Below are 25,000 nucleotides of genomic sequence, written 5' to 3'. Positions count from 1 at the left end.
CGATCGTTCTCAAGGACATGGTGCTCCCGCGGCCGCCCAACGCTGGATTGCAAGAAATGTCTGTTCGGCTGAACCCGGCGCCGGCTGCCGGCCTGGCCCCGGATCCCAGCCCCAGCCGACCAGGCCGTCGTCGCGAACATGGGTGGCGATCTCCTCAAGCGTGCGGTCGCCATTGCGCTCGGGATCCTTGGTCTGTGCGCAGATTTCCGCCGATGACTTGCCGAACCAGACCATCTCCGGCGGCGCCAGATGCCAGCTTTCCGCTCCCGGCGGGCCGTGGCGCATCGGCGAGTTGGTTGCGAAATGGCAGGTCGTGCAGCGCAGTCCCGGATTGCCGAAGCCGGAGCCGTCGGCGCCGCCCTGCACGTTGAAACCATGCACCTTCGCCATCGGAAATTCCGGACCCGACCAGCGCGGCCGATTGTCATCGACATGGCAATTGGCGCAGCGCGGATGCGAAAAGACGGCGTAGACCTTCTCCCATTCGGGCAGGCCCGTGGCTGTGTCGACGGCGAGCGCCGGCGCCGGCTGCGTCTCCTGGGAATGCGCGATGGCGGCGGCCGCGACGACCAGCATAATCGACGCCGCGACAAGGGCAGGTCCTCTCATGCGAACGAGACCTCCTTGTTCAGAGGCAGCTTGCGGATGCGCTTGCCGGTGAGGGCGAAGACTGCGTTGGCGAGCGCGGGGGGCGCCGGGGGCGTGCCGACTTCGCCGACGCCGCCCATCTTGTGGTAGTTCTCGAGGATCGCCACCTCGAATTGCGGGCACTGGAAGATGCGCATCGCGTCGTAGTCGTGAAAATTCGACTGTTCGACCATGCCGTCGGCGAAGGTGATTTCCTGGCCTATCGCCGCCGAAAGCCCGTAGACGGCGCCCGAGGTCAACTGCGCCTCGATGATGCCGGGGTCGAGCGCGGTGCCGACGTCGGCGGCGATCCACATCTTTTCGAGGCGGATGCCGGACGGCGTGTCGGCGACCTGGATGATTTCCCCGACCCAGCTGCCGAAGGACAGCGTGAAGGCGAAACCCTTCGCCTTGCCGGCCGGCAGCGGCTCGCCCCATTTCGCCATTTCGGCGACCTTCTCGACCACCTTCACCGCGGCGGGATAGGCGGCCATAAGCTTTTTCCGCATCTCGACAGGATCGATTTTCCCGGCAGCGGCAATCTCGTCCATGAAGCTTTCGTGGAAGAAGCCGTTGTAGGAATTGCCGACCGAGCGCCAGAAACCGACCGGGATCGACAGCGCCGCCGGGATCGCCGTCACCCGATAGTCGGGGATCGTGTACGGCTGGTCGAACGAGCCTTCGATGATGCTCTTGTCGGGACCCAGGGGCGAAATCGACGGGAACGTCCGCCGCAACGTGCTGGCGATGACCGATGGGGAGGCGATCGCCATGTCGACAGCGACGGGCAGGCCGTCGTCGCCGATGCGGGCGCGGAAGCGGCCCGCCGCCGCCGGACGGTAGGTGTCGTGGCGGGTGTCCTCCTCGCGCGTCCAGATCACCTTGACCGGGCGTCCACCCGTCTCCTTGGCAAGCACAGCCGCGAACATCGAAAAATCCATCTCGCCGCGGCGGCCGAAACCGCCGCCCAGATAGGTCGTGTGGACGTTGACACTGTCCTGCTCGACGCCCGCGACACTGGCGCAAAGCTGACGGGTGATGGTCGGCATCTGGTTCGGCGACCAGATGTCCAGCACACCATCCCTGAGGCGCGCCGTGGCGTTCATCGGCTCCATGCAGGTATGGGCGAGATAGGGTACTTCGTAATCCGCCTTGACCAGCCTTTCGCGCGGTATGTCGGCAAAAGCGGTGTCGACATCGCCGTCGTCGCGGAGCGCCGAACCGTCGGGCGAGGCGAGTGCGTCCTGCAAGGCTTTGAAGATGGCGGCGGTGTCGGCCGGATATTCGGGATCGCTCCATTCCACCTCGATCGCCTCGGCGGCCTTGAACGCCGCCCATGTGTTCTCGGCGATGACGCCGAAGCCGTGGCCGTAGCTGGTGTCGATCGGCACGATCTTGACGACGCCGGGCATCTTCTCAGCCTTGGAAAGATCGGCCTTCACCGGCTTCGACCAGAAGCGCAGGCTCATTTTGACGGTGCCGTAAAGCATCTCCGGCAGGCTGACATCGGCGCCGAAGATGGGCGCGCCGGTCACCTTGGCGAGCATGTCGGTCCGCATCTGCGGCTTGCCGAGCAACACCCAGTCGGCCTTGTCCTTCAGCCGCAGTTCGGAAGGCGGGGCGGAGGCCGCAGCATCGGCGGCAACCTCGCCATAGGTCAGCGATTTTCCTGTGGTCTTGTGGACGATCGTCGCGTCCTGGGTGTCGAGTTCGCTGGCCGGCACTCCAAGCCTGACTGCGGCGGCGGCAATCAGCATGTGCCGCGCGGCGGCGCCGGCCTGACGCATCTTGTCGAAGCCGTCGCGCGTGGAAGACGAGCCGCCGGTACCCTGGAAGCCGAGGACCTTGCCCACAGCGCCCATGGCGGTGCGCATGGATTCCGCGACGACGCCTTCATTGTAGAAGGCGAAGGGACCACCTTCAGAAAGCATCTCCGAATTGTAATAGGCGTAGGCGGCCGGCCCATGCTCGACCTTGATTTTGTCGAGGGGAACGTCGAGTTCCTCGGCGACCAAGGCGGCAAGCGTCGTCGCCACGCCCTGGCCCATTTCGGCGCGCGGGGCGATGACGGTGATCGTACTGTCGGCGGCGATCTTCACATAGGGATTGAAGGTGGCGTCGCCGTCGGCCAGTTCGTCTTCGAGCGGATTGGGATAGGGCTTGCGGTAATAATAATAGCCGACGGCGACGCCGCCGGCGATTGCAACCGCGCCGATGAGGAACGTGCGGCGGGCGATCTTGCCGATGCTGGCCATGGTCAGATCCCCGCCGTCTTGAGCGCGGCGGCCCGCTTGATGGCCGAGCGGATCCTCGGATAGGTGCCGCAGCGGCAGAGATTGCCGCCCATCGCGTTGTCGATGTCCTCGTCTGTGGGGTTCGCAATCTCGTCGAGCAGGGCGACCGCGCTCATGATCTGCCCGGCCTGGCAGTAGCCGCATTGCGCCACCTGCTCCTCCAGCCATGCCTGCTGCACGGGATGCAGCTTGCCGTCCGTGGCGAGGCCGTCGATGGTCAGGATATCGCCATCGACTTCGCCGACCGGCAGCGCGCAAGAACGCACCGGCGTGCCGTCGATATGCACTGTACAGGCGCCGCAGGCGGCGATGCCGCAGCCGAATTTCGGGCCAAGCACCCCGGCGAGATCGCGCAGCGCCCACAAAAGCGGCATGTCGGGATCGGCGTCAATATCAATGGCGTTGCCGTTGACGGTGAGGCGCATGGGGATACCCTTCGTTGTCGTCCATTGCCCGACGATGATGGGTCACGCTCAACATGACCTTAAGACATATTGACAAATTCTGTTATTTTGTCAATTGAGGATCGGAGAACGAGTCCGGACCGTGAACGATACGCCGCAGACACAGGAAGAGCAGAAGCGCGCCCGCATTCTCGAAGGCGCCATGAAGCTGGCGCTTGCCTACGGGTATTCCCGCACCACGATGGACGATATCGCGCGGGCGTCGGAAATATCGCGGCCAGCGCTTTACCTGCTGTTCAAGAACAAGGCGGACATCTTTCGCGCCATCGCCGAGATGTTCCTGAAAAACTCGGTGGAGAGAGCCCGCAGCGCCCTGTCGGCCGACGGACCGCTGGCTGCACGCCTGGAAACGGCGATCGAGACGGCGCTGATTTCGATGATGCGGCAGATTTCGGAATCGCCGCACGGCGCCGAACTGCTCGACATGAAGAACAGCCTTGCCGGCGATATCGCGCTGGTGTGGCGCAACGATCTGGTCGCGGTACTGGCGGAGGCGATCGCCACCGAAGCCGCCGGCGCCGGCGTCGACCTGGCGGCGAGGGGCCTCTCGGCCACCGGACTCGCCAACCTGCTGCTCGACGGGCTGGAGGGGATGAAGATGCGGGTGCGCGATGCGGAAGGCCAACGGGCCGGCGCCCGCGAACTGATCCGCGTCATCGACATGGTGCTGAAGCCGTAGCTTCCGGGGCCGTCGGTCGGTGGCATTCGCCTACCGCTTTCTGGCCGCCACCGGTTTCGAGCGGTTGGCCAGAAATTCGCGGACGCGGCTGCCGGCGCCGTGCGGACGTTTCGGCAGCATGCCCGGTACCAGCATGTCGGAGAGGTCGAGCGAAGGCTCCCTGCCGACCTTGTCGTAGTTCTCGTCCAGCCAATCGCCGGCGGCCGAACGGCCGAGGTCGCGCAGATATTCGAGGAAGGCCCATTCGGCGTTGACCTTCGACGACGCCGAAAGATCCTTGAACGCCTCGTCGGCATCGATGCGGTGCATGCGGATATCGCGGTATTCGCCATGCGGAATGCGGCCCGAGGCGATCAACTCCTTGACGAAGGCGATGGCGCGGAACTCGCGCAGCAAGGCGGCATTGAAGGTGATCTCGTCGATGCGATTCTGGATCTCGTTGGCGGTCTTCGGCACGCCTTCGCGGACCACCGGGTTGATCTGGACGAGCAGCACGTCCTCGGCGGCATTGACATAGAAGAATGGATAAAGCGCCGGATTGCCGCCGTAGCCGCCGTCCCAGTAGGGCGCGCCATCGATCTCGACAGCCTGGAAGATCAGTGGCAGGCAGGCCGACGCCATCACCACATCCTCGTTGATTTCGCCGGTCTCGAAGACGCGCAACTGGCCGGTCTCGACATTGGTGGCTGACAGGAACAGCTTCAGCGCCCTGCAGGCCCGCACATTGTCGAAGTCGATCTCGGCGCGGACCACATCGCGTAGCGGATTGATGTTGTAGGGGTTGGCGAGATAGGGCGACAGAAGCCGCGAGATGGAATCGAACCAGAGATAACCCGGCGTATTCTCGACCGACCAGTTGCCCCATAGCACGTCCCAGGGCGAACGCTGCACCGGGCTGAACCGGCCGGTGCGGCCGACTGCCCGCCAGAAATCGGCAAGCTTCCGCCGTGCTCCGTCTGGGCCGCCGCGCACCCAGCCGTCGGCCATGGCGACCGCGTTCATGGCGCCGGCGCTGGTACCGGAAACCGCCGCGAAATCGAGGCGGCCATCTTCGAGCAGCCGGTCGAGCACGCCCCAGGTGAAGGCGCCATGCGAGCCGCCGCCCTGCAGCGCGATGTTGACTGGTTTCTTGTCACGCTTGCCGTTGGTCGTCATGAGATCACTGCGCGGTCCAGCCGCCGTCGACCGAGATCGGCGTGCCGGTGATCGACGCGGCATTTTCGGAGCAGAGGAACACGGTTGTGGCGCCGATCTGTTCGACGGTGGCGAACTGCCTGGTCGGCTGGCGGTCGAGCATGACCTCGCGGATGACGGTGTCGCGGTCCATGTTGTGGGCCTTCATCTGGTCCGGGATCTGCGCCTCGACCAGCGGCGTCAGCACGTAGCCGGGGCAGATGGTGTTGCAGGTGATGCCTTGTTCCGCGACTTCCAGCGCCACCGTCTTGGTAAGGCCGAGGATGCCATGCTTGGCGGCGACATAGGCCGACTTGAACGGCGAGGCACGCAGGCCGTGTGCCGAGGCGATGTTGACGATGCGGCCCCATTTCTTCGCCTTCATCAACGGCAGGGCGGCAGCGGTGGTGTGAAAAGCCGAGGTGAGGTTGATGGCGATGATGCGGTCCCACTGCTCGACCGGGAACTCGTCGACGGGCGCCACGTGCTGGATGCCGGCATTGTTGACCAGGATGTCGACGGTGCCGAACTTTTCGGCGGCCTTCCCCACCAGCGCCCGGCAATCATCACCCTTCGACATGTCGGCCTGGACATAGACCGCCTCGACCTTGTGTTTCGCGGCGATCTCCTTGGCGACGGCATGATCCGTGTCGGTGTTCGAAAACGAATTGACGACGACGTTGCAGCCTTCGGCGGCCAGAGCGTGGGCAATCGCCAGGCCGATTCCCGAGGTCGATCCGGTGACGATGGCGGTCTTTTTCCCTGTTGTCATGGTCGCTGGTCCTTTCGCAGTCTTTGTTGCAGTGCAATATATGTACTGCTTTGCAGCAGAAATGCGAAGGGCGTCCCGTACTGCCGATGCGGCCCCACCCGGCGGGCTTCGCCCGCCACCCTCCCCTCAGGGGGAGGGATAGCCATGCTTCTCCGTTGCCACGCTGCGGAAATCCGCCCTGGCCATTGGGAGGCTGTCTTGCCTCCCGTGTAAAAAATGTGGGGGAGGCGGTGCGCGCCTGCCGGACGGACCGACAGCGCTGTTTTCAGTAACGATGCCCGAAAGACGCGCACCGCCGGCGTTGCTGCCCCGCCCGGCTCGCCCTGTGCCAGAAGGCCGTAGGCTCACCGTACGTCGAGGGCCGGAACCTTGGAGCATGACCTCCAACCTCGCCAATCCGGAGCGAGGCCAGTCCCGACGCCGCTGTTCTCCCTGGTCAACCCGGTGGCCACCCAGACCCCCACAGAGAACAACACGGTCATTATGCGGGAGGCCGCGAAGGGTGTGGACAGACGATTTTTTTTCAACAATCGTACAAGCCATTGAAATTGCTATGAAGAATCTTTGATTGAGGTGGAGAAGGGCGGGAAATCGGGTGATTCTATCCACACCTCAGCGGGGCGGCACGGACGGGACTCACCTTCCCCCGAAGGGGGAGAAGGTGCCTGAGCGCAGCGAAGGCGGATGAGGGTGTTGGAAGAAACGCAATGCTTCCCCAAGCCTCCCCGCTTCGTGCTGCATTTCAGCAAGATAACGCTTCGTCGAACACCCCTCATCCGTCTCGGCGCTTCGAGCCGATCCACCTCCCCCACAAAGGGAGAAGGTCAGGCGCCATCTGCTTCGCTGCGCCGCCTTGACATCGCCTTGCTCCTCCGCCACCTGAAAGCCGGATCATTCGGCCAGAAAGGCACCCGGCGATGACCGGATATTTTTCCTCTCCCTTCGACCGCCGCCATTCGGTCGGCGTCGATGTCGGCGGCGTGATGGTGGGCGGCAATGCCCCGGTCGTCGTGCAGTCGATGACCAACACCGACACCGCCGACGTCGACCAGACGGTGGCGCAGGTGGCCGCTCTGGCGAAGGCCGGCTCCGAGATCGTGCGCATCACCGTCGACCGCGACGAGAGCGCTGCCGCCGTTGCCGGCATCCGCGAGCGGCTCGATCGGCTCGGCATCAACGTGCCGCTGGTGGGCGACTTCCATTACATCGGCCACAAGCTTCTGGCCGACCATCCGTCCTGCGCCGAGGCGCTGGCGAAATACCGCATCAATCCCGGCAATGTCGGCTTCAAGGAAAAGAAGGACAAGCAGTTCGGCGCCATCGTCGAAATGGCGATCCGCTACAACAAGCCGGTGCGGATCGGTGTCAACTGGGGCTCGCTCGACCAGGAGCTGCTGACCCGGCTGATGGACGACAACCAGAAGCAGGGATCTCCGCTGACCGCTAACCAGGTGATGCGCGAGGCGATCGTGCAGTCGGCGCTGCTGTCGGCGGCGGCCGCCGAAGAGATCGGCCTGCCGCGTGAAAAAATCATTCTCTCCGCCAAGGTGAGCCAGGTGCAGGACCTGATCGCGGTCTATGCGGAACTTGCCAAACGCTCCGACCACGCCTTGCATCTCGGCCTGACGGAAGCGGGCATGGGTTCGAAAGGCATCGTGGCGTCTTCGGCGGCGATGGGCATCCTGCTGCAGCAGGGCATTGGCGACACGATCCGCGTTTCGCTGACGCCGGAACCGAACGGCGATCGCACCCGCGAGGTTCAGGTGGCGCAGGAACTGCTGCAGACGATGGGCTTCCGGCAATTCGTGCCGATCGTGGCGGCCTGTCCCGGCTGCGGGCGCACTACCTCGACGGTTTTCCAGGAACTGGCTCAGAACATCCAGAACGATCTGCGCAAGAACATGCCGGTCTGGCGCGAGCAATATCCGGGTGTCGAGGAACTGAAGGTCGCGGTGATGGGCTGCATCGTCAACGGGCCGGGCGAATCGAAACATGCCGATATCGGCATCTCGCTGCCCGGCACGGGCGAGACGCCGACGGCGCCGGTGTTCATCGACGGCAAGAAGGCGGCGACGCTGCGCGGTCCGGATATCGCCGAGGAATTCGAGAGGATGGTCGCCGCCTATATCGAGCAGCGGTTCGGCCGCGGCGGCAGGCAAGCGGCGGAATAGCGATGCCGGCGTTCCGGAAAGCGGCGCTGCTGCTTTGCGGGCTTGCCTGGTACGGGCCTGCGCTGGCCGATCCGCCCGGCCGAAGCGAGAGGCCGGTCACCATCGGCCGCATCTGCCATCTGATCGAGACGCAGGCCGACGTGCACCAATTGCCGCGCGATTTCTTCGCCCGGCTGATCTGGAAGGAAAGCCGCTTCGACCCCGGCGCCGAAAGTCCGGTCGGCGCCGAGGGCATTGCGCAGTTCATGCCGGGAACGGCGAAGATGCGCGGGCTGGCCGATCCTTTCGACGTTGAGCAGGCGCTGCCCGCTTCGGCGAAATATCTCGGCGAGCTGAAACGCGGCTTCGGCAATCTCGGACTGGCGGCCGCGGCCTACAATGCCGGCGAAAGCCGCGTGTCGCGCTGGCTTTCGTCGGGCGGGTTCCTGCCGCTGGAAACGGAAGACTACGTGCTCGACATCATGGGCGAGCCGGCGGACAGTTTCTCCACCGCCAGCTACCAGGGAACCGTGCAGCCGCTCGATGCGAAACTCGATTTTCGCAAGGCCTGCCGCAAGCTGCCGGTGATCATGGCGGCCACGGTGCCGATGGCGCGCATCAATGTGAAGCCGTGGGGCGTCCAGGTGGCCGGCAGTTTCCGCCGCGCCGCCGCATTCCGGCAATGGCAGCGGGCGAGGGCACGGTTCCCGGCACTGCTTTCAAGCCATGAGCCGGTGGTGAGCCGGGTGCGGACGCCGAGGGGCCGGCGCGGTATCTATGCGGTCAGGATCGGTGCCGATTCACGCAAGGAAGCCGATGTCATCTGCCAGAAGTTGCGCGGCGCCGGCGGCGCCTGCGTCGTGCTTCGCAACCGGTAAGTGGCCTGCCGAATGGCCGCTATGCCGACCGGGCCAATTCCTTTTCCGGCAGCGCCGTTTCACTCAGCCAATTGCCGATCTTGGCACTGAGGCGGTCCGGCGAGATCGGCTTCGACAGGTAGTCATCCATGCCCGCCTCGATGCATTTTTCGCGGTCGCCCTTCAGCGCATGGGCGGTAACGCCGATGATCGGCGTGTGGCCGCCGGCGGAGCGCTCGGCGGCACGGATGGCGCGCGTCGCCTCGTAGCCGTTCATTTCGGGCATCGACACATCCATCAGGATCAGCCGCGGCTTCAGCGAGCGGTGCATCTCGACGGCGGTGCGGCCGTTGGCGGCGATGCGGTAGGAAAGATCGAGGCCGTTGAGGATCTGGCCGAAAACCAGCTGGTTCACCTCGTTGTCCTCGGCGATGAGGATGTCGAGCGGTGCGTTCGCCTGCGGTGCGGCAGCCTCGCGCTCGGCAGCGATGGCGGGCTGTACGGGGCGCCGTCTTTCCGGTTGCGGCAAGGTGAGAGCCTGCGGCTCACGGGCGAATTCGACACGCAAGGCAGCGGCGCGGGCCTTCTGGATGACGGCGATGACGGTGCCGAGCAAGACCGCCGAGCGCGCCGGCTTGGTCAGATGCGCGGCGATACCGTAGTCGATCACCATGCGGCCGAAGTCGATCTGGTCGACCGAGGTGAGCAGGATGACCGGGATGTGCGTGGTGCGCTGGTCCGAGCACATCGCCTTGGCGACGTCGGCGCCGTTCATGCCGGGCATCTGGTAGTCGAGGATGACGCAATCGACCGAGGCGCCGAGCTGGGCAGCGCGGTCGAGGAAGGCGAGGCCGACGGCGCCGCTTTCGGCGGCGGCGCAGTCGAAACCCCAGCTCTTCAGCTGTTCGAGCAGGATCTCGCGATTGACCGGGTTGTCGTCGATGACCAGAACGCGGGCACCGGTGACGTCGACCGGAACCGGGGTGCTCGGCGCTTCCGAGGAATGAACCGGCAGCGGCGCGGTGAACCAAAACACCGAGCCGCGGCCGAGTTCGGATTCGACGCCGATGTTGCCGCCCATCAAGTCGATGAGGCGGGCGCCGATGGCAAGGCCGAGGCCGGTGCCTTCGTGACGGCGGGTGGAACTGCCGTCGACCTGGGCGAATTTCTCGAAAACGTTCTGCAGTTTCTCGGCGGGAATGCCGATGCCGGTATCCTCGACGCGGATGTGGAGATGCGCGACGTCGTCCTTTACCTCGCCGGCGACATCGATCAGTACATGACCGCGTTCGGTGAATTTCACGGCATTGCCGAGCAGATTGGTGATGATCTGGCGGAAGCGGCCGACGTCGCCGACCACATATTCGGGCAGACGCGGATCGACGCGGACGATCAGTTCGAGGTTCTTCTCGGCGACGCGAGCGGAGACCAGGGTTGCGACATCCTCGACCGCTTCCGCGAGGCGGAAAGGAGCGGGATCGAGCGTCAGCTGGCCGGCATTGATCTTCGAGAAGTCCAGGATGTCGTTGATGATGGTGAGCAGCGCGTTGCCCGACTTCACGATGACATCGGTGAAGGTCTTCTGGCGTGCCGTAAGTTCGGTCTTGGACAGAAGCTCGGCCATGCCGAGCACGCCGTTCATCGGGGTGCGGATCTCGTGGCTCATGTTGGCGAGAAATTCCGACTTGGCGCGGTCCGCCGCTTCGGCCTGCTTGAGCGAGGCTTCAGATGCGTCGAACGCGCGGCGGATCGCCTTCTCCATCGGCCGAAAGATCCAGAAGGCGACGATCGCCAGAACGAGGAGCATGACGCCACCGGCGCCGATCAACAGCCGGTCGCCGGTCACTTCGGCGATGCGCCGTTCGTTTTCCAGCGCGGTGCGGGCGCGCACCAGCAATGGCTGCGCGAAGAGGTCGTTCTGGTTCTGGATCTCGCGGTAGCTCCACTCGTCGATCTTCTGGGCCTTGGCGAGGACGCCGAGGTTGCGGATGATGTCGCGCACCGACCAGAAGAGATCGCCGTTGATCGACACGGTGTCGATCTCGTCGGCATTGGCCCGCTGCAGGCGCGGCTTGATGTCGGCATAGGCGCGCGCCAGGGCTTCCGTTGCCGTGGCGAGGCGGTCGGCATGGCCGCGCGCGGCCGACGTCAATTCCTCGCGGGTTTCCTCCCGCCAGGCGGTGGTGGTCTGTTCGGCGAAACTGGTGGCGTTGCGCAAGTCACGCAGCAGAACAATGGTGTCGGCGGCGGCGGCGTCGAGCTGGCGGCGGTATGTGTTGACGCTGCTCATCGCGAACATGATGGCTGCCGCGGCAACGGCGATCATCATCAAGCCGGACAGGTAGCGAATCCGGATCGACCGGATGAAGGACAGATACTGTGGCACGCGAACCCCCGAACACGCAGAAACCATGCCGGGCAATTTCGCCATAGCCTCATTACCCGCATTTTAGCAATCGCGATTACGCCTTATTTACATTAAGAAAATGTGTGCGATCCGGTGCCTAGACCTCCTGAGCGCGCGGTTGGCAGAGATGCCTACTCGTTTGTTTCTCAGCTATAGCCAATTCTACCAGGCGCCTACCCCCGACCATACCGCCGGACTTTCATCTGCCTGTTTCCAAACGCAAAATCGTGCTCATTCACTAAATTTCAATTCAGCGCACTTACGCTTCGGCAGACGCTGGATGTTTGTGAACAATGAGTTTTTGGTTTGTGGGCCAGAACCGGTGGGGCTGCCGGCATTTCCCGATACGACAGATCGTAAAAGGGCTTCAGGTTCTCGCCATCGCAGCCGGGCCAGCGGGGTGTGTCACCAGTACGCCCCCAAGCCCATTCACCACCGGATCGATAGCGACCGTTGATGGCTTGCGAGGCTCGATCGATCCGCAAGCAATGCCAAGGGTGACGCTCGATCTCGCAGCCAACGAACCCGTAGCCCATGAAACGCGGGCCGCTTTTTTCAACGCGGTGGCACTTCCTCTCTCATCGCCCGTGCAAGGCCGTTCCTGGGACAGGGTACGAAGCCCGGAGGCAATGGCGCAATTCAACGCTTGTTTGGAGCGCCATTTGTGCCCCAATAAAACCATCCGTTCGGCGGCAGCGCTGATTGAACAGGCCGCCGGTGAGGGCGTCGCGTCGCAAATCGGTCTGGTGAATTCAGGGATAAACGGGTTGGTAAATTACGTCGCCGATGAGCAACTCTACCGCAAGCCGGACCACTGGGCCGACCTTGATCAGACGCTGGCGATCGGTGCCGGCGATTGCGAGGATCTTGCCATAGCGAAGATGCTCCTGCTGCAAAAGCTCGGCTTCGACACGCGTGACCTCACCCTCCTCCTGTTGAGGGACGAACGCCGACAGGTCTTCCACGCGGTGTTGATCGTGCGGACAGACGCGCGAAACGTTGTACTGGACAGCGTGACAAATGTGATCCGGGAGGATCGCGAGGTTGCCGATTATTTGCCGCTGGTTTCTTTTAGCAACGACCGATCCTGGATCTACGGATCGCGAATATCAAAGCAAACCGGCAGATCGGTACATAATGGAAGCAATTCCATCTAAATTCGGGACTGTCCTAGGAGATTGAGACTTCTAGGACAGTCCCAAAAATCAGCGCCTGCGGCTTCCATTGTCGAACAGCCACTTCGTCCGGTAGAATCGGGTTTCACGATGAGTGCGTGTCGCAGCAGCGCTACGCTCTGGGATGAACTCGGAGGCGGGAATGTCATCAAACATGGGTCTGAACCATCGGAAGTCGCGCCTCAAGTCAGGAGTGTTGCTGCTTCTGGTGGCGTTAAGCTTGCCTGTCTGGTCAACGCCGGCAACGAGTGCCTCACAAACAGTCCGGCAATTCGATCCCGCAACCGGCAAATGGGTAAAACGAAGCGTTGCAATCAAACCCAGAGCCCTGCGCTCGAACGCCTCGCCAATTGTGCCAGCGATCGTCCCATTCTCCGAAAACCTGTCCGCTGGCACGATCGTCGTAGATACGGACGCAAGGAGGCTTTATCGCGTCTTGGGAAACGGAACCGCAATCCGCTACGGGATAGGCGTCGGTAGAGAAGGGTTTACCTGGCGCGGTGCGGAACGGATTTCGCGAAAGGCAGAATGGCCCGGCTGGACGCCGCCTCCCGAGATGATTGACAGGGAAGCGGCCAACGGGCGCACCCTGCCCAGCTACGTGGAAGGTGGCCCAGACAATCCACTTGGCGCGCGCGCGCTTTATCTTGGGTCAACCCTGTTTAGAATACATGGAACGAATCAGCCATGGTCGATCGGTCAGGCTGTGTCCTCCGGCTGCATCCGCATGGCGAACGATGATATCGTTGAGCTTTTCAACCAAGTCCAGATTGGAACAAAAGTGATTGTTCGGTAGTCGAAGCTTGATGCGGTCACGTCTCCGGTCATTCCGGACGGAAGTGAAATTCGACTTCGGGCCGGATCATTCAAATGCATGGGTTTGGCGCAACGCTCGTTTCATACGAAACCGATACGTCATATCTGCTTTTCAAATCGGGGCAGATGCATGATCAACGTTTTGCAATTCCTCCGCAGCGATCGTTTGCACGGCGTGCTTTTCGTTGTCGCGGGAACAGCCGCCTGCCTGGCCGTTTCGGTCCTCGCGCATTACCTCCTGTTCTTCCGCGAAGACGTCAATCCGTTTCGCCAAAGCTTGATCAGCGCCATCCTGGTGCCGATTGTTCTTGGCGTTCCGCTCTTTTCGGCGATTACCTTGGCAACACGCAAGATCGCGCGGCTCAAACAGCAACTCAACCGAGCCGTGTCGCTCGACAGCCTGACATCGACCCTCAACAGCACTGCCTTCGCAACGTTTGTCGAGGATTTCAGCAAGCGCGAGCGCAGGGGGATTCGGACGGGGGGAGCGCTTGTTGTGCTCGACGCCGACGGTCTGAAGGCGATCAATAAAAGCTTCGGGCACGAATGGGGAAATGAGGCCCTGCGAATCATCGCCAGCGCTATCCGGTCATCGGTACGACTGGGTGACATCGTCGGCCGCATCAGCGGTAACGAGTTCGCTGTATTCCTTCCCGGAGCAAGCGTAGAGAACGCCAAGGATGTGACCGAACGGATACGCCGTGCCGTGACCGGGGTTGTATTTGAACCCGAGGGTAATCCCGTGACGCTCACAATCAGCGGCGGAGTGGCGTTCTTCGAGCATCCCGTTGCATTCGACAAGCTCATCATGGCTGCCGATCACCAACTGGATGAAGCAAAGCTCAGCGGAGGCGACCGCATCGAGTACGATGCCGCTCCGGTCAGCCAGGTTACGGGGTCCGCCGGACTGCATTGACGATGGGGATGCGACACGGCGCGGGGTCAAGTGCGCGGGCCCTTTGCGTCAGGTTCTTTCCAAGATGGAAGTTGGCCGGAACCGTCAGCCCTGAGTATCCCAGCACGGTTGCAGCTACCGCCTCAAGCGCGGATTTTTTGATCTCTGCGAGCGGCAGACAGGACAACGACGTGCGAGTACAGAGATCCGGCAATTCCAGTCACCAGCACGACGACTTGAGGGAGATTGAGGTGAAAATCCAAGGCAAAGAACACTGAATCAGGTGTCTGCCCCGCCACGTCAAAACTTGCCACCATGAAGTTGTTGGCAATCAGAGTTGCAAATGCCCCTGCAAGCACCAGCACATGATTGGCCAGGAAGCAGACGGCCGGGCCCCGTTTTGTTTGCGCGACAAGAAAGAGCGAGAGAAACAGCGCGCTTATGAAAACGATTTGAATCCACAACGTATAGCCGCTGAGAAGATCGAGACGATTTGAAAACTCCCCGTACAGGGCCCGCAATTCCAGCGAGGCGCGCCACAGGAATGGGCTTGCCGGGTACAGCGCGAGCGCGTGGGTAGCCAGCCTTTCTGTAAGAAAGAGAGCCAAGAAGAATCCCGGAAACGCAAGAAGCATTGCCATTCGGCGGACGGAATGTTCCATGCGCCCAGAATACTTGGATCGTATTAATCTGGGCTTAATGCGCCAGCTGCCGATATTGGCCTAAAACTGCGACGCGGTATTTCAGATAGCTGGGCTGTTGCCCATCTGCAACAAGCTCGAATAAAGCTGCTTCTTCTCCATACCATCCCCTGATCGCGACCATTGTTTTACGAAAAGTATGGATTCGGGGCTGCAACTTGGCATATTAAGAATTCCAGAATATTAGGTTTCTTGGTATATGAAGGCGGCCAAGAAGAAAATGGGGCTTGTAATGGTGGGATGGGGCATGAGCAAACAGCGTTTGCTGCAGTCAGCATGTCTAACGGTTGGAATAATAACCGCGCCGCAGATCGCCTCTGCTTTGACACTCAAGGAGGCGCTTGCCGTCACAGTTGAGGCGAACCCGGAAATCGGCCAGGCCGTGGAGAACCGGGAAGCGATTGAATTTGAATTGCGTCAGGCGCGGGGTCTTTATCTTCCCAGTGTTGACCTAGAGGGTTCGGTCGGAGCGCGTGGTCTCGACAATCTGAGCCGTCGCGCCATCGGCATAGAGGACGACCCGCTTTATCCGACGGACATCGGCGTCAGCGTGACGCAAAAATTGTTCGACGGGGGAGGTCGCCGCGCTGAACTCGAGCGTCAAGCGTCGCGGGTTGACGGTGCGTCGTTCCGTATATTGGAACGTTCGGAGGCGATCGGCCTTCAGGTTGTGCGCGAGTATCTCGAGTTCATGCTGCAGGCGGAAATCGTCGCGGAGTCTCGCCGCAACGTCAGTGCTCACCAAAAGATCGCAAATGACATCGGATCGCTGATCGCCGGCGGAACCCTGACGGAAGCCGACCGCCTACAGGCGCAGGAGCGGCTTCTGGCCGCCAATGCTCGACTCGAGGAAGCGACCGAAGAGATCGAAGCAGCCCGGATTCGTTTTTACAAGTTGGTCGGCAAGCCGCTGACCGATCCACAGATGCCGGCATCCGTGCTGTCGCGGTTGCCGGACTCGCTGGACCAGGCAATTGGAATTGCCCGCCAAAACAATCCACGGATTCATGTGGCAAACGCTGACATCGATGCGGCCGATTCACAGGTCGATGCCGCCCGTTCCAGCTATTTCCCGGAAGTGTTCGCGGAAGGACGCGCGAAGGTCGGCAACGACATTGACGGTTCCATCGGTCGAACCAACGATTTCGAGGCGCGGTTGGTTGCCCGCTGGAACCTTTATCGCGGTGGAATAGACGTCGCGAACGAGCAGGAACAGATTCGGCGTGCGAGTGAACAGCGTCTTGTGCTGCATCAGATGTACCGGGAGGTCGAGGAAGCGGTGCGTATTTCCTGGGACCGCCGGATCAAGCAGGCCGACCTTGCACAGACGTTTCGTGCCCAGGCGAATGCAAATGCCGGATTGGTCAGCTCCTACCAGGAACAGATGGTGGTCGGCCAACGGTCGTTGCTCGACGTGCTTGGTGCGCAAAACACTCGCTACAACGTCAATGTGCTGGCCAAGACATCCCAGTATGCGTCACGCTTTGCGGAGTACCGCATACTTGCAGCAACCGGTCAGCTCCTGAGCACCTTCAATCTGGAGGGGCCAAAACAGAGCAAGGCGTATGCGCGCACGGAATTCGACGTACCCGAAACGGCTCCGACGGAGACATACCGGCGCCTGCCGACCAGGCAGACCAACGAACTGCCGCTCGATCTGCTTGCGCCGATAAGGAAAAAGAACTGAGGGCTATCTAAGCGAACTGGTGGGGTTTGGTGGGTTATTCAGAAGCGCGGCGCGGTGGCGGGCCGGCTGTTGAAGATTTCAAGTCAGCATTCCAGAAGATAGCGGTCTTCCTTGGGCGCCCGAGTTCGCCCACAGCGCTTTTTTCAGGCGTGCCGTTCGATGAAACGGCCGTGACAATCGAAGACGTCAGTCATCTGGCTGACAAGATTGGATTGGACACGCGGCAACAGCGCATCAACGACATGGTCACGGGCCGCCTGGTGCTGCCGGCACTCCTGTTGCTTGCGGATGGATACGCGATCGCGCTTCTCGATCGAACCGAGCACGGGTCTTTTGTTACGCTGCTCGATTCGCCGGAAAAGGCGAACATTGCCGATCTTCTCAGATTGGACATCCGAGCCGTCCTGTCGTTTTCCGTTGTTTACCTGAATGTGGGCGATGGTGCTGTGTCAGGCACGGCGCCGCAGATCGAGCGGCGGCACTGGCTTGTCGATACGTTGGTACCGTTCTGGCGAACCTATCTCCAGGTGGCGCTCGCGGCATTGTTCATCAATCTGCTGGCGCTGGCATCGCCGCTCTTCACGATGAACGTGTATGATCGGGTGCTGCCCAACAAGGCCGTCTCAACGCTATGGGTGCTGGCGAGCGGCGTGGCGCTGGCCATCCTGTTTGACCTCCTGCTCAAGACTGCCCGTGCGGCGCTGATCGACTATGCAGGCCGCCAAGCCGACTTGAGATTGTCCTATTTGTTGTTTGAGAAAGTCCTCAACACCTCGCTCAGCGCACGGCCCATGTCGACCGGAGAATACGCCAGCAGGGTGACCCAGTATGAATTTGTTCGGGAGTTTTTCACCTCGAATACTATTTCCGTGCTGATCGACACCTTCTTTGTGTTCATATTTCTAATCGTCATTTACGTTCTGGCGGGCTGGCTGGTTGCCATTCCCGCCGTCGCCTTTTTGGTTTCGTTGTTTATCGGGTTGATCGCGCAGTTCAGGATTGGGCGCCGCGTCGCCGCGGCCGCCAACGAGGCAGCGCAAAGACAATCGCTACTTGTTGAAACGATTTCGACGATCGAGACCGTCAAGGCGTTGCGTGCTGAGGCGCAGTTGCTCCGACGCTGGCGGGAACTATCCAAAAACGCCGCGCGCACCTCCGAAGACATAAAGCAGCTATCGTCCAGTGCCGGGAACTGGACGCAGCTGGTCCAGCAGCTGGTGGCGGTGGGAATTGTCGTTGGGGGCGCATATGAATTTTCGGAAGGCAACCTTTCGACCGGGGCGATCATCGCCTCCGTCATGCTTGCCAGCCGGGCGGTGGCGCCGCTGGGGCAGATCGCTCTGACGTTGGCTCGCCTGCGACAGGCAAATCTCTCCCTGCGCATCCTCAATGGCATCATGGCACAGCCCGAGGACCGGCCGAACACCGTCGGCTTCGTCAACCGAGAGATCACCGCAGGAAGTTTTGGCTTCAGAGGCGTCGATTTTGTCTATCCGGGTTCCGATTACAAGGTCCTCAACGGTCTGAACTTTTCGGTATCGCCCGGCGAACGCGTTGGCATCATCGGCCGCATTGGGTCGGGAAAGACAACCATCGGCCGCCTGCTCGGCGGGCTTTATCCAGCAACCGGCGGGATGCTTACAATCGACGGCATCGATGCCAGGCAATATCACCCTGCCGTCATCCGTGCAGCGGTGGCCGTTGCTGGACAGTCAACCGACCTCTTTTCGGGTACGGTCAAAGAAAATCTGCTTATGGGTCGAAGCGGGGCAAGCGACAGCGAGATCGTTGAGGCAGCCAGAGCGACGGGCGTCGACGATTTTGTATCGCGGCACCCGCGAGGCTATGACATGCCGGTCGGTGAACGGGGGAACAACCTTTCAGGTGGACAAAAACAGGCCGTCACCATTGCCAGACTGCTGCTTGCCAATCCCAAGATCGTGTTTCTTGATGAGCCGTCCGGCGCGATGGACCTGGCGAGCGAAAAGGCGTTGATTGGAAAGCTTTCACAAGCTTTCGACCGCACCACCACGGTGGTAATTTCCACGCATCGATACAGCATGCTTGAGCTTGTCGACCGCCTCATCGTCATCGACCAAGGACGAGTGGTTGCTGACGGCCCCAAAAGGACGGTGATCGAGGAACTTCAGAAGAAAGTGATGGCTACAAGCTGATGTCGCAGCCGCGATCGTTTGACACATTTCGGTCATTGCCTGCCGGCCATGACGACGGAGGTCTCCTATGATTGAGAGGCCTCCGCTCTTTGCGAGGCTCGCCCTCGCGGTGATTATCCTCCTCATTGGTTCTTTCATCGCCTGGTCTGCCGTTACGGAGATAGATGAAATAACCCGTGGGGACGGCAAGGTGATTCCGGTCTCGAAAACACAGATCGTTCAGTCGACCGAGCCTGGTGTAGTCCAGGAGATCGCCGTTCAAGTGGGGCAAGTGGTGAGCAAGGGCGACCTGATCATCAGGCTCGATGATACCTCCACAACGGCGTCGCTAGGGGAATCGGTTGCCCGCTCGCGCGCGCTCCAGACGCAGATTGCCCGGCTCGAAATCGAGATGGCGGGAGATTTCAAGTCCGACCTCGATTGCCCTGAAGCCATTGCCAAGACGTCACCGCAGATATGTGAGAACGAAAATCAGTTGCTGCGTGCCCGGCGCGACAATTTCCGCAACAAGCTGTCCGTGCTTGAGGAGCGGCGCCAGCAGCGCATGAAAGAACTCGACGAAGCCCATGCCAATATTTCACGCCTGGAGGAGAACCTTAAAATCGCGCAGCGCGAAGAGGATCTGATTGCGCCGATGGCCAAACGCAAGCTTGTGGCTCAGACAGACCTCATTCGTGTGCAGAAGGAATTGACTGAGGTAACCGGTCAACTTCAGCTCGCAAAGGAGTCCATCGATCGCATCAAAGCGGCCATAAGCGAAGCCTCTCTGCAGGTGGACGAACTGGGGCTGCAGCTTCAGCAGGAAGCGCTGGCCGAGAAAACCCAGGCGCTTTCAGAACTTTCCGTCATCGAGGAAACCATCCGCGGCGCCTCGGACCGCGTGGCGAGAACCGATATTCGATCACCGGTGGATGGTGTCATCAACACGCTCGACGTGAACACCATTGGCGCCTATGTGCAGCCCGGCTCGGTGATCGGCGGCGTTGTGCCCACGTCCGAAACCTTGCTGGTCGAGGCCCGGGTTTCGCCGCGTGACATTGCCTTCGTGCGGCCAGGGCAGCCGGCGCTGGTCAAGATCAGCGCATATGACTTCTCCATCTATGGTGGCATCGAAGGAGAAGTGTCGAACATTACGGCCGACAGTCTTGTCGACCAGAACTCGGGCGAAACGTTCTATCAGGTCCGCGTTAAAACCGCGAAATCGGAACTGGTCAAAGATGGCCGCACCTATGCGATAATTCCGGGAATGATCGCCTCGGTCGACATTATGACCGGACACAAGACGATCCTTCATTATCTGCTGAAACCGATCAACAAGGCAAAAGACGAGGCCCTGCGCGAACGATGACCGTCCTGCCTGAGACCTCGTCCGACGTGGGCGGCTCTGATCAAGCCCGAGTCGGTGACTACACGCCTATCTTTCGAGCGGTTAAGGTTGGGCCGGATCGACGCGGTATCAGGCTCGAAAAGATCTACTGGAACGTGCTGAAGGAACTTAGCGTCGCCGAAGGGCGAACGCTTGGTGATATTGTCCATCAATCGGAGGCCGAGTTTCGAGAAGGCGCCAACATCACATCCGTTCTGCGCGTCCTGTGCCTGCAATGGCTGCGCGCGCAACTCGACGCAGCTCAAAGTCAGCTGGGCGTCCACGTCATCGATAGCCTCGTTCAGGTATCGCCCGTGCCGACATTTGCTCTCACTGAAGACAAGCGGATTCTTTATTCCAACCAGCCGTTTCTGCTTTTCATTCAGTCGAAATTTCCAAGAGTGAGTGCAGGCACGATGGGCCCGGGACTGCGGCTTTCGCTGGAGGTTCAAATTCAAGAACTTGTTCGAACCCTCAAAGAGAATGGGAACCGGCCCATATCGACCGGCTTTATCCTGGCAGTGGAAGACCAAAGGGTTCGCGGCCGCCTGAACGCCGTCATCGCACCATCGAAAGCTCAGACGATCATACTGGGATACGTTTCGTCGAGTTGATCGATGGCGGGAAGTGTGTCCATGGTCGCCGCGGTTGCTGCAACGTGCCCTGTTGCAACGGTGTCCCGGCATTGTGGTCGGATTACAGATAGGTATCCAGGCAGTCGAGGCTATCGTCCAACTGGAAGCTATACTCAATGGTGGTACCGCCTGCGCGGAGGCGCGCCTATATGTCCGACGCAGCTTTGAGACGAACAAGCCCGTTCCGATGGCTTTGGTGCACAGATCGTTCGGCGGTCATGGTGCAGGCGAGCGGCAATCTCAAACCCGACGGCATGATCGCCAGCTTCCACCGGACGGACCTGTCCATGTTCTTGCCGATAGCAGCACCGGCCTTAAGGTCTGCGGTGTGGGGCAGGGCTCTCCGCCGCAGCACCTGTTCCGGGCGCTACCGACACGAAGTCCATCTTGCCGGCAACGGTTAGGCTCGAGCCTTTCTTGACCCCGTGGATCCACGCCCGATCCTCGCTCATCGAAAAGAGCGGTTGATAATCCGCAAACTCGGTGTCCATCGCGACGGTGTTACGAAGATTATCGAGCACGAAGCGGCCTTTATCGGTGCTTACCAACAAAATAGCGTGAAAGAGGTTACGCTGGCGGTCCAAGAGCACAACCATCGACATACTTTTGACCGGCACGCCGGCGGCCCGCAGGGCGGCCATTTTCAAAATAGCGTAGTCTTCGCAGTCTCCCCGGCCCCTGGCCAACGTTTCACCTGGCCCGGCCCAGTGATCGGCAACCCGATAAGCGGAATAGTCGGATTCATATTGAATCAGCTGATTGACCTTTGCATTTATGATGGCAAGGCGCTGCGCGAAGCCGACCCCTTTCGCCATCGCTATAGCGGCGGCGAGGCGCCGTTCGATAAGTGAACAGCCATTGGCCTGCGAACAGGTATCTACCGGGCTGATTGCGACTTGTTCAGAAATCGGGCCCCACCGACCTAGGGTGGGCGGACTGGCGATGCGGAGCAGGACCGATCCGAACGGTCCGGCTGTCGAGGTGTTTGTTTGTATCCGTTCTTGCCGGGCGGTGGCAGATGTGGCGTCACTCAAATGATGACTAAGCGTGACATAGCGCCAGAGAGCGGGCGTTGGGTTTGCTGAATCGTCATCGGGGCTTGAGACGTGGTCGGGATGAATGGTTGGCAACGACCAGGATGCCGGCCAGAACTGGACATCGATGTGCGGATCGACGGTGCCCTGCGCCGGTCCAGCATGTCCTACCACCACCATGGCAAGTAATGCCACGAAGATTGAGCAGGAATTCGCGACTATTTGTTCGCAGTATTTTCGGCTTATTTTAAAAATACTCACCGCACACGATCTCCCTTGACTAAGGGAAATTCTAATATATCGGTCTGAAATATCGCTTAAATGACTTGATTTACTTACAGTTACCTTTTCTTCTAAAATTTTAGAAACTGTACTTTCTGACCCTCTATTTCGGAGCCGCATGGCTACAAGGGAAGATAGGCATATCTGATTATATGCTTATATTAACCATTTATAAAAAACTGGGACGCCCGAATATCCAGTTATATGAACGTCGTTAACAAAGACTTGATAATGTCAGAGTTTGAGGGCTTGGATCCCATCATCGGGAATGGGGCTTGAAATCCATGGCAATGGAAGATTTTGACGTCGCAGGCAACGCCGCGAGCGAAGCGATGAACGCTGCAGAGGTGGTGCAGCCGGATGCGGCACCTGCAGCGGTGATCGTGGCACAGGACAACAGCGAACCCGCTCCCGTCGATGCGGGCACTGGCCAACAACTCGGCGAAGGCGCTGCCAGTTCGGCCGCGCCGCAGCCTGTGAAGATTGCCATCGTCGGAGAGGGCAATGCCGTTCACCTTCCTGAAGGTGTATCGATCGAAAAGATCAAGATTGAAGGCCGCGACCTGGTGCTTGAGCAGCCCGATGGTTCGGTCGTTATCGTCAAGAACGCGGCGCTCAACATTCCAACCTTCTGGATCGACGACGTCGAAATTCCCCAGATCGCCTTGACCGCAGCACTCGAAGCAAACGGCATTAATGTTGCAGCAGGTCCCGACGGTATTCTTGTGGCGGTCGCTGGTGAAGCCCAGAGCAACGGCGGCAATTTTGGCAATCCAAATCCCGGCATTGGCGACGCAGGCCCAATCCTTGGTCTGCTGCCGCCGACAGCTCTTGCCTTTGGCAGGCTGGACGAACCTGAACTGTACCCCGATCTCCGCAATGATTTCCCGAAGATCGACGTCGAGGTTATTCGGGATGGCGTCATCCTGGACGCTGACGAAGGCATCGTTAACGAGTCGGCCTTGAAAACCCCGACCTCAATCGGCTCGGGCGGCGGTAGCACCACCGCAGCGGGGGTCATTGATGTTAGTCCCGGCGACGATGGGATTGCTTCTATCACCATTCGCAACGAAGCTGGAGATATTGTCGACATCACCAATGGCGGCATCATTCAGGGTCTCTATGGAACACTGATCATCACGCGGAGCGGTGCCGACGGCGAACTCCACTTTGAGTATGTGTTGACCTCCAACACCAACGATCACGAGAACCCGGGGGTGACCGGCGTTGCTGATCCGGTGTTCGACAATTTCATCGTGACAGTGATCGATGGCAACGGTGATACCGCGAGCGACGATTTCTCCATTCTTATCAGCGATGACGGTCCGGTTGCCGTCCATGACCTTAACAGCGTTACGGAAGACGGTCCGCTGACCGCCATCGGCTCGGTCATGACCAATGACACCGCTGGCGCCGATGGTGCGTCCGTGACAGGGGTTGTGGCTGGGACTACGACGGGCGCCAATGGAAACATCGGCGCCTCCGTCACGGGCGTCTATGGGATGCTGATCCTGCAATCGAATGGCAGCTATCAGTATGTCCTTGGCAACGATCCCCGCGTCCAGGGTCTAAGCGCTGGCGAACAGCTGACCGATGTCTTTACATATACTTTGACGGATGGCGACGGCGATACATCGACGACAACGCTGACGATTACGATCCTCGGCGCTGATGATGGCGTGACCATTACTGGTCTTGATGTGGTCGGCGGCGAGCTGAGAGTCGATGAGGATAATCTTGCCGAAGGCTCTTCACCCGACGCAGCAGCGCTCACTCAATCTGGAACCTTCACGCTCTCGACCGTCGACGGGCTGGATACGATAACGATCGACGGTGTCACGGTCGTCGTGGGTGGGGTTCTTGTTGGTGGCACAATCAGCACACCAACGGGTATTCTCACGATCACAAGCTTCACGCCGGTGATCGCGGCTGGCGAGGTTGTCGGCGGCACCGTCGGCTACTCCTATCATCTGACCGATAACACATTGGCACATGGGCCGGCCAACAATGGCGAGAACGGTGGCGTCTTCGATACGTTTGCAGTCGTCGTAACGGATGAGGATGGCTCCAGCGCCACCGCAACTTTGGACGTCGAAATCATCGATGATGTGCCGAACGCCACGGCTGTCGCGGGTGTCACGGCATCGGCGCTGCTTGATGAATCGAATGCCGGGCTTGGCGGCGACGGCGATGGCCTCAATCCGGCGATCATCTCGGCGGCTGCGATCGCCGGGCTGTTTGCAGCGCCTGCCTTCGGCGCCGACGGTGCCGGTTCGGTCGGCTACACGCTGTCAGCGACGGCTGGTGCGGCGACCGGCCTGTGGCTGACCGGCCAGTCGGGCGCGGCCAACGAGATCCTGCTGGTGCAGGTGTCGGCGACGGTGTTCGAAGGCCGCGCCGGCGGCGCCGGCGGCACGCTCGCCTTCACCATCTCGATCAACGCGGCGACCGGCCAGGTGACGGTGACGCAGGCGGCGACGCTGGAGCATGGGGTCGACGGTCCCGAGGGTGGAGCGCATGACGACGCGCTGACGCTGTCGGCGGCGGCGGCGATCCGGGTGGTGCAGACGGTGACCGACGGCGACGGCGACACCGACACGGCGACCAGCGTCAACGGGCTGGCGATCAGCTTCGAGGACGACGGCCCGAACGCGACGGCTGTTGCCGGGGTGACGGCATCGGCGCTGCTTGATGAATCGAATGCCGGGCTTGGCGGCGACGGCGATGGCCTCAATCCGGCGATCATCTCGGCGGCTGCGATCGCCGGGCTGTTTGCAGCGCCTGCCTTCGGCGCCGACGGTGCCGGTTCGGT

General features: G+C 60.9%; 19 protein-coding genes. 11 read left to right on the top strand and 8 right to left on the bottom strand.

Annotated elements, in window-relative coordinates:
• Positions 1-9: 9 nt before the first annotated feature.
• Genes OHD58_RS03225 through OHD58_RS03215 form a run of 3 tightly spaced genes read right to left on the bottom strand, consistent with a single transcriptional unit; the run spans position 10 to position 3,346 of the window.
• Positions 10-609 carry a hypothetical protein gene (locus OHD58_RS03225; protein ID WP_263801625.1) on the bottom strand — a complete coding sequence of 200 codons (600 nt, stop codon included), beginning with the start codon at positions 607-609 and terminating at the stop codon, positions 10-12.
• The gene (locus OHD58_RS03220) at positions 606-2,882 is read right to left on the bottom strand and encodes a xanthine dehydrogenase family protein molybdopterin-binding subunit (RefSeq protein WP_263801624.1); all 2,277 of its coding nucleotides are present in this window, start codon (positions 2,880-2,882) and stop codon (positions 606-608) included. The genes OHD58_RS03225 and OHD58_RS03220 overlap by 4 nt, the downstream gene beginning before the upstream one ends.
• A 2-nt stretch (positions 2,883-2,884) precedes the next feature.
• Entirely contained in the window at positions 2,885-3,346 is a 462-nt protein-coding gene (locus OHD58_RS03215; protein WP_263801623.1) for a (2Fe-2S)-binding protein, read from the bottom strand.
• A 121-nt stretch (positions 3,347-3,467) separates the two neighbouring features.
• Here OHD58_RS03215 and OHD58_RS03210 point away from each other — a divergent pair, with 121 nt between their 5' ends.
• On the top strand, positions 3,468-4,064 hold the full coding sequence (locus OHD58_RS03210; protein WP_263801622.1) for a TetR/AcrR family transcriptional regulator: 597 nt from the start codon (positions 3,468-3,470) through the stop codon (positions 4,062-4,064).
• A gap of 30 nt (positions 4,065-4,094) precedes the next feature.
• Here the strand turns inward: OHD58_RS03210 and OHD58_RS03205 are convergent, their stop codons facing one another.
• Positions 4,095-5,219 (bottom strand): patatin-like phospholipase family protein, encoded by a 1,125-nt coding sequence (locus tag OHD58_RS03205; RefSeq protein ID WP_263801621.1) that lies wholly within the window; start codon positions 5,217-5,219, stop codon positions 4,095-4,097.
• A 4-nt stretch (positions 5,220-5,223) separates the two neighbouring features.
• Positions 5,224-6,009: a 3-hydroxybutyrate dehydrogenase gene (locus OHD58_RS03200; RefSeq protein WP_263801620.1), complete on the bottom strand. Its 786-nt coding sequence runs from the start codon at positions 6,007-6,009 to the stop codon at positions 5,224-5,226.
• Between the two features lie 917 nt (positions 6,010-6,926).
• Between OHD58_RS03200 and ispG the strand changes: the two genes are divergently transcribed.
• Positions 6,927-8,180 (top strand): flavodoxin-dependent (E)-4-hydroxy-3-methylbut-2-enyl-diphosphate synthase, encoded by a 1,254-nt coding sequence (gene ispG / locus OHD58_RS03195; RefSeq protein ID WP_263801619.1) that lies wholly within the window; start codon positions 6,927-6,929, stop codon positions 8,178-8,180.
• Between the two features lie 2 nt (positions 8,181-8,182).
• A complete protein-coding gene (locus tag OHD58_RS03190; RefSeq protein WP_263801618.1) occupies positions 8,183-9,037 on the top strand; it encodes a lytic transglycosylase domain-containing protein in 855 nt (284 codons plus the stop codon).
• A gap of 19 nt (positions 9,038-9,056) precedes the next feature.
• Here OHD58_RS03190 and OHD58_RS03185 read toward each other — a convergent pair whose 3' ends face one another.
• Positions 9,057-11,402, bottom strand: coding sequence for a response regulator (locus tag OHD58_RS03185; protein WP_263801617.1), 2,346 nt, complete (start codon positions 11,400-11,402; stop codon positions 9,057-9,059).
• A gap of 314 nt (positions 11,403-11,716) precedes the next feature.
• On the opposite strand from OHD58_RS03185, the gene OHD58_RS03180 reads away from it, so the two are divergent.
• The 3 genes from OHD58_RS03180 to OHD58_RS03170 all read left to right on the top strand — a co-directional run bounded on the left by OHD58_RS03180 (position 11,717) and on the right by OHD58_RS03170 (position 14,330).
• Positions 11,717-12,580: a transglutaminase-like cysteine peptidase gene (locus tag OHD58_RS03180; RefSeq protein ID WP_263801616.1), complete on the top strand. Its 864-nt coding sequence runs from the start codon at positions 11,717-11,719 to the stop codon at positions 12,578-12,580.
• Between the two features lie 160 nt (positions 12,581-12,740).
• Complete coding sequence (locus OHD58_RS03175; RefSeq protein ID WP_263801615.1) at positions 12,741-13,394, top strand: L,D-transpeptidase; 654 nt, start codon at positions 12,741-12,743, stop codon at positions 13,392-13,394.
• A 150-nt stretch (positions 13,395-13,544) separates the two neighbouring features.
• Positions 13,545-14,330 carry a GGDEF domain-containing protein gene (locus tag OHD58_RS03170; RefSeq protein ID WP_263801614.1) on the top strand — a complete coding sequence of 262 codons (786 nt, stop codon included), beginning with the start codon at positions 13,545-13,547 and terminating at the stop codon, positions 14,328-14,330.
• 122 nt (positions 14,331-14,452) lie between these two features.
• Here OHD58_RS03170 and OHD58_RS03165 read toward each other — a convergent pair whose 3' ends face one another.
• On the bottom strand, positions 14,453-14,950 hold the full coding sequence (locus OHD58_RS03165) for a hypothetical protein (RefSeq protein WP_263801613.1): 498 nt from the start codon (positions 14,948-14,950) through the stop codon (positions 14,453-14,455).
• A gap of 259 nt (positions 14,951-15,209) precedes the next feature.
• Here OHD58_RS03165 and OHD58_RS03160 point away from each other — a divergent pair, with 259 nt between their 5' ends.
• From OHD58_RS03160 to OHD58_RS03145, 4 genes are all read left to right on the top strand, one after another.
• Positions 15,210-16,697, top strand: coding sequence for a TolC family protein (locus OHD58_RS03160; RefSeq protein ID WP_263801612.1), 1,488 nt, complete (start codon positions 15,210-15,212; stop codon positions 16,695-16,697).
• 29 nt (positions 16,698-16,726) lie between these two features.
• Complete coding sequence (locus OHD58_RS03155; protein ID WP_263801611.1) at positions 16,727-18,871, top strand: type I secretion system permease/ATPase; 2,145 nt, start codon at positions 16,727-16,729, stop codon at positions 18,869-18,871.
• A gap of 67 nt (positions 18,872-18,938) precedes the next feature.
• The gene (locus tag OHD58_RS03150; protein WP_263801610.1) at positions 18,939-20,219 is read left to right on the top strand and encodes an HlyD family type I secretion periplasmic adaptor subunit; all 1,281 of its coding nucleotides are present in this window, start codon (positions 18,939-18,941) and stop codon (positions 20,217-20,219) included.
• A complete protein-coding gene (locus OHD58_RS03145; protein WP_263801609.1) occupies positions 20,216-20,851 on the top strand; it encodes a ribbon-helix-helix domain-containing protein in 636 nt (211 codons plus the stop codon). The genes OHD58_RS03150 and OHD58_RS03145 overlap by 4 nt, the downstream gene beginning before the upstream one ends.
• A 335-nt stretch (positions 20,852-21,186) precedes the next feature.
• Here the strand turns inward: OHD58_RS03145 and OHD58_RS30685 are convergent, their stop codons facing one another.
• Complete coding sequence (locus OHD58_RS30685) at positions 21,187-22,167, bottom strand: transglutaminase-like cysteine peptidase (RefSeq protein WP_412177155.1); 981 nt, start codon at positions 22,165-22,167, stop codon at positions 21,187-21,189.
• Positions 22,168-22,472: 305 nt separating this feature from the next.
• On the opposite strand from OHD58_RS30685, the gene OHD58_RS03130 reads away from it, so the two are divergent.
• The coding region (locus tag OHD58_RS03130) for a DUF5801 repeats-in-toxin domain-containing protein (RefSeq protein WP_263802679.1) at positions 22,473-25,000 on the top strand (2,528 nt) is incomplete at its 3' end.

This window comes from Mesorhizobium sp. ZC-5 (assembly GCF_025753855.1).
Taxonomy (GTDB): domain Bacteria; phylum Pseudomonadota; class Alphaproteobacteria; order Rhizobiales; family Rhizobiaceae; genus Neomesorhizobium.
Note: the sequence above shows the minus strand (reverse complement) of the source record. Positions and strands in the feature narration are given on the sequence as shown.

Excerpts from the sequence above, each read along its gene's own strand:
- OHD58_RS03215 (WP_263801623.1), bottom strand. The coding sequence starts at position 3,346 with ATGCGCCTCACCGTCAACGGCAACGCCATTGATATTGACGCCGATCCC.
- OHD58_RS03150 (WP_263801610.1), top strand. The coding sequence starts at position 18,939 with ATGATTGAGAGGCCTCCGCTCTTTGCGAGGCTCGCCCTCGCGGTGATT.
- OHD58_RS03190 (WP_263801618.1), top strand. The coding sequence starts at position 8,183 with ATGCCGGCGTTCCGGAAAGCGGCGCTGCTGCTTTGCGGGCTTGCCTGG.
- OHD58_RS03165 (WP_263801613.1), bottom strand. The coding sequence starts at position 14,950 with ATGGCAATGCTTCTTGCGTTTCCGGGATTCTTCTTGGCTCTCTTTCTT.
- OHD58_RS03200 (WP_263801620.1), bottom strand. The coding sequence starts at position 6,009 with ATGACAACAGGGAAAAAGACCGCCATCGTCACCGGATCGACCTCGGGA.
- OHD58_RS03225 (WP_263801625.1), bottom strand. The coding sequence starts at position 609 with ATGAGAGGACCTGCCCTTGTCGCGGCGTCGATTATGCTGGTCGTCGCG.
- OHD58_RS03180 (WP_263801616.1), top strand. The coding sequence starts at position 11,717 with ATGAGTTTTTGGTTTGTGGGCCAGAACCGGTGGGGCTGCCGGCATTTC.
- OHD58_RS03220 (WP_263801624.1), bottom strand. The coding sequence starts at position 2,882 with ATGGCCAGCATCGGCAAGATCGCCCGCCGCACGTTCCTCATCGGCGCG.
- OHD58_RS03205 (WP_263801621.1), bottom strand. The coding sequence starts at position 5,219 with ATGACGACCAACGGCAAGCGTGACAAGAAACCAGTCAACATCGCGCTG.
- OHD58_RS03170 (WP_263801614.1), top strand. The coding sequence starts at position 13,545 with ATGATCAACGTTTTGCAATTCCTCCGCAGCGATCGTTTGCACGGCGTG.
- OHD58_RS03160 (WP_263801612.1), top strand. The coding sequence starts at position 15,210 with ATGAAGGCGGCCAAGAAGAAAATGGGGCTTGTAATGGTGGGATGGGGC.
- OHD58_RS03175 (WP_263801615.1), top strand. The coding sequence starts at position 12,741 with ATGTCATCAAACATGGGTCTGAACCATCGGAAGTCGCGCCTCAAGTCA.
- ispG (WP_263801619.1), top strand. The coding sequence starts at position 6,927 with ATGACCGGATATTTTTCCTCTCCCTTCGACCGCCGCCATTCGGTCGGC.
- OHD58_RS03145 (WP_263801609.1), top strand. The coding sequence starts at position 20,216 with ATGACCGTCCTGCCTGAGACCTCGTCCGACGTGGGCGGCTCTGATCAA.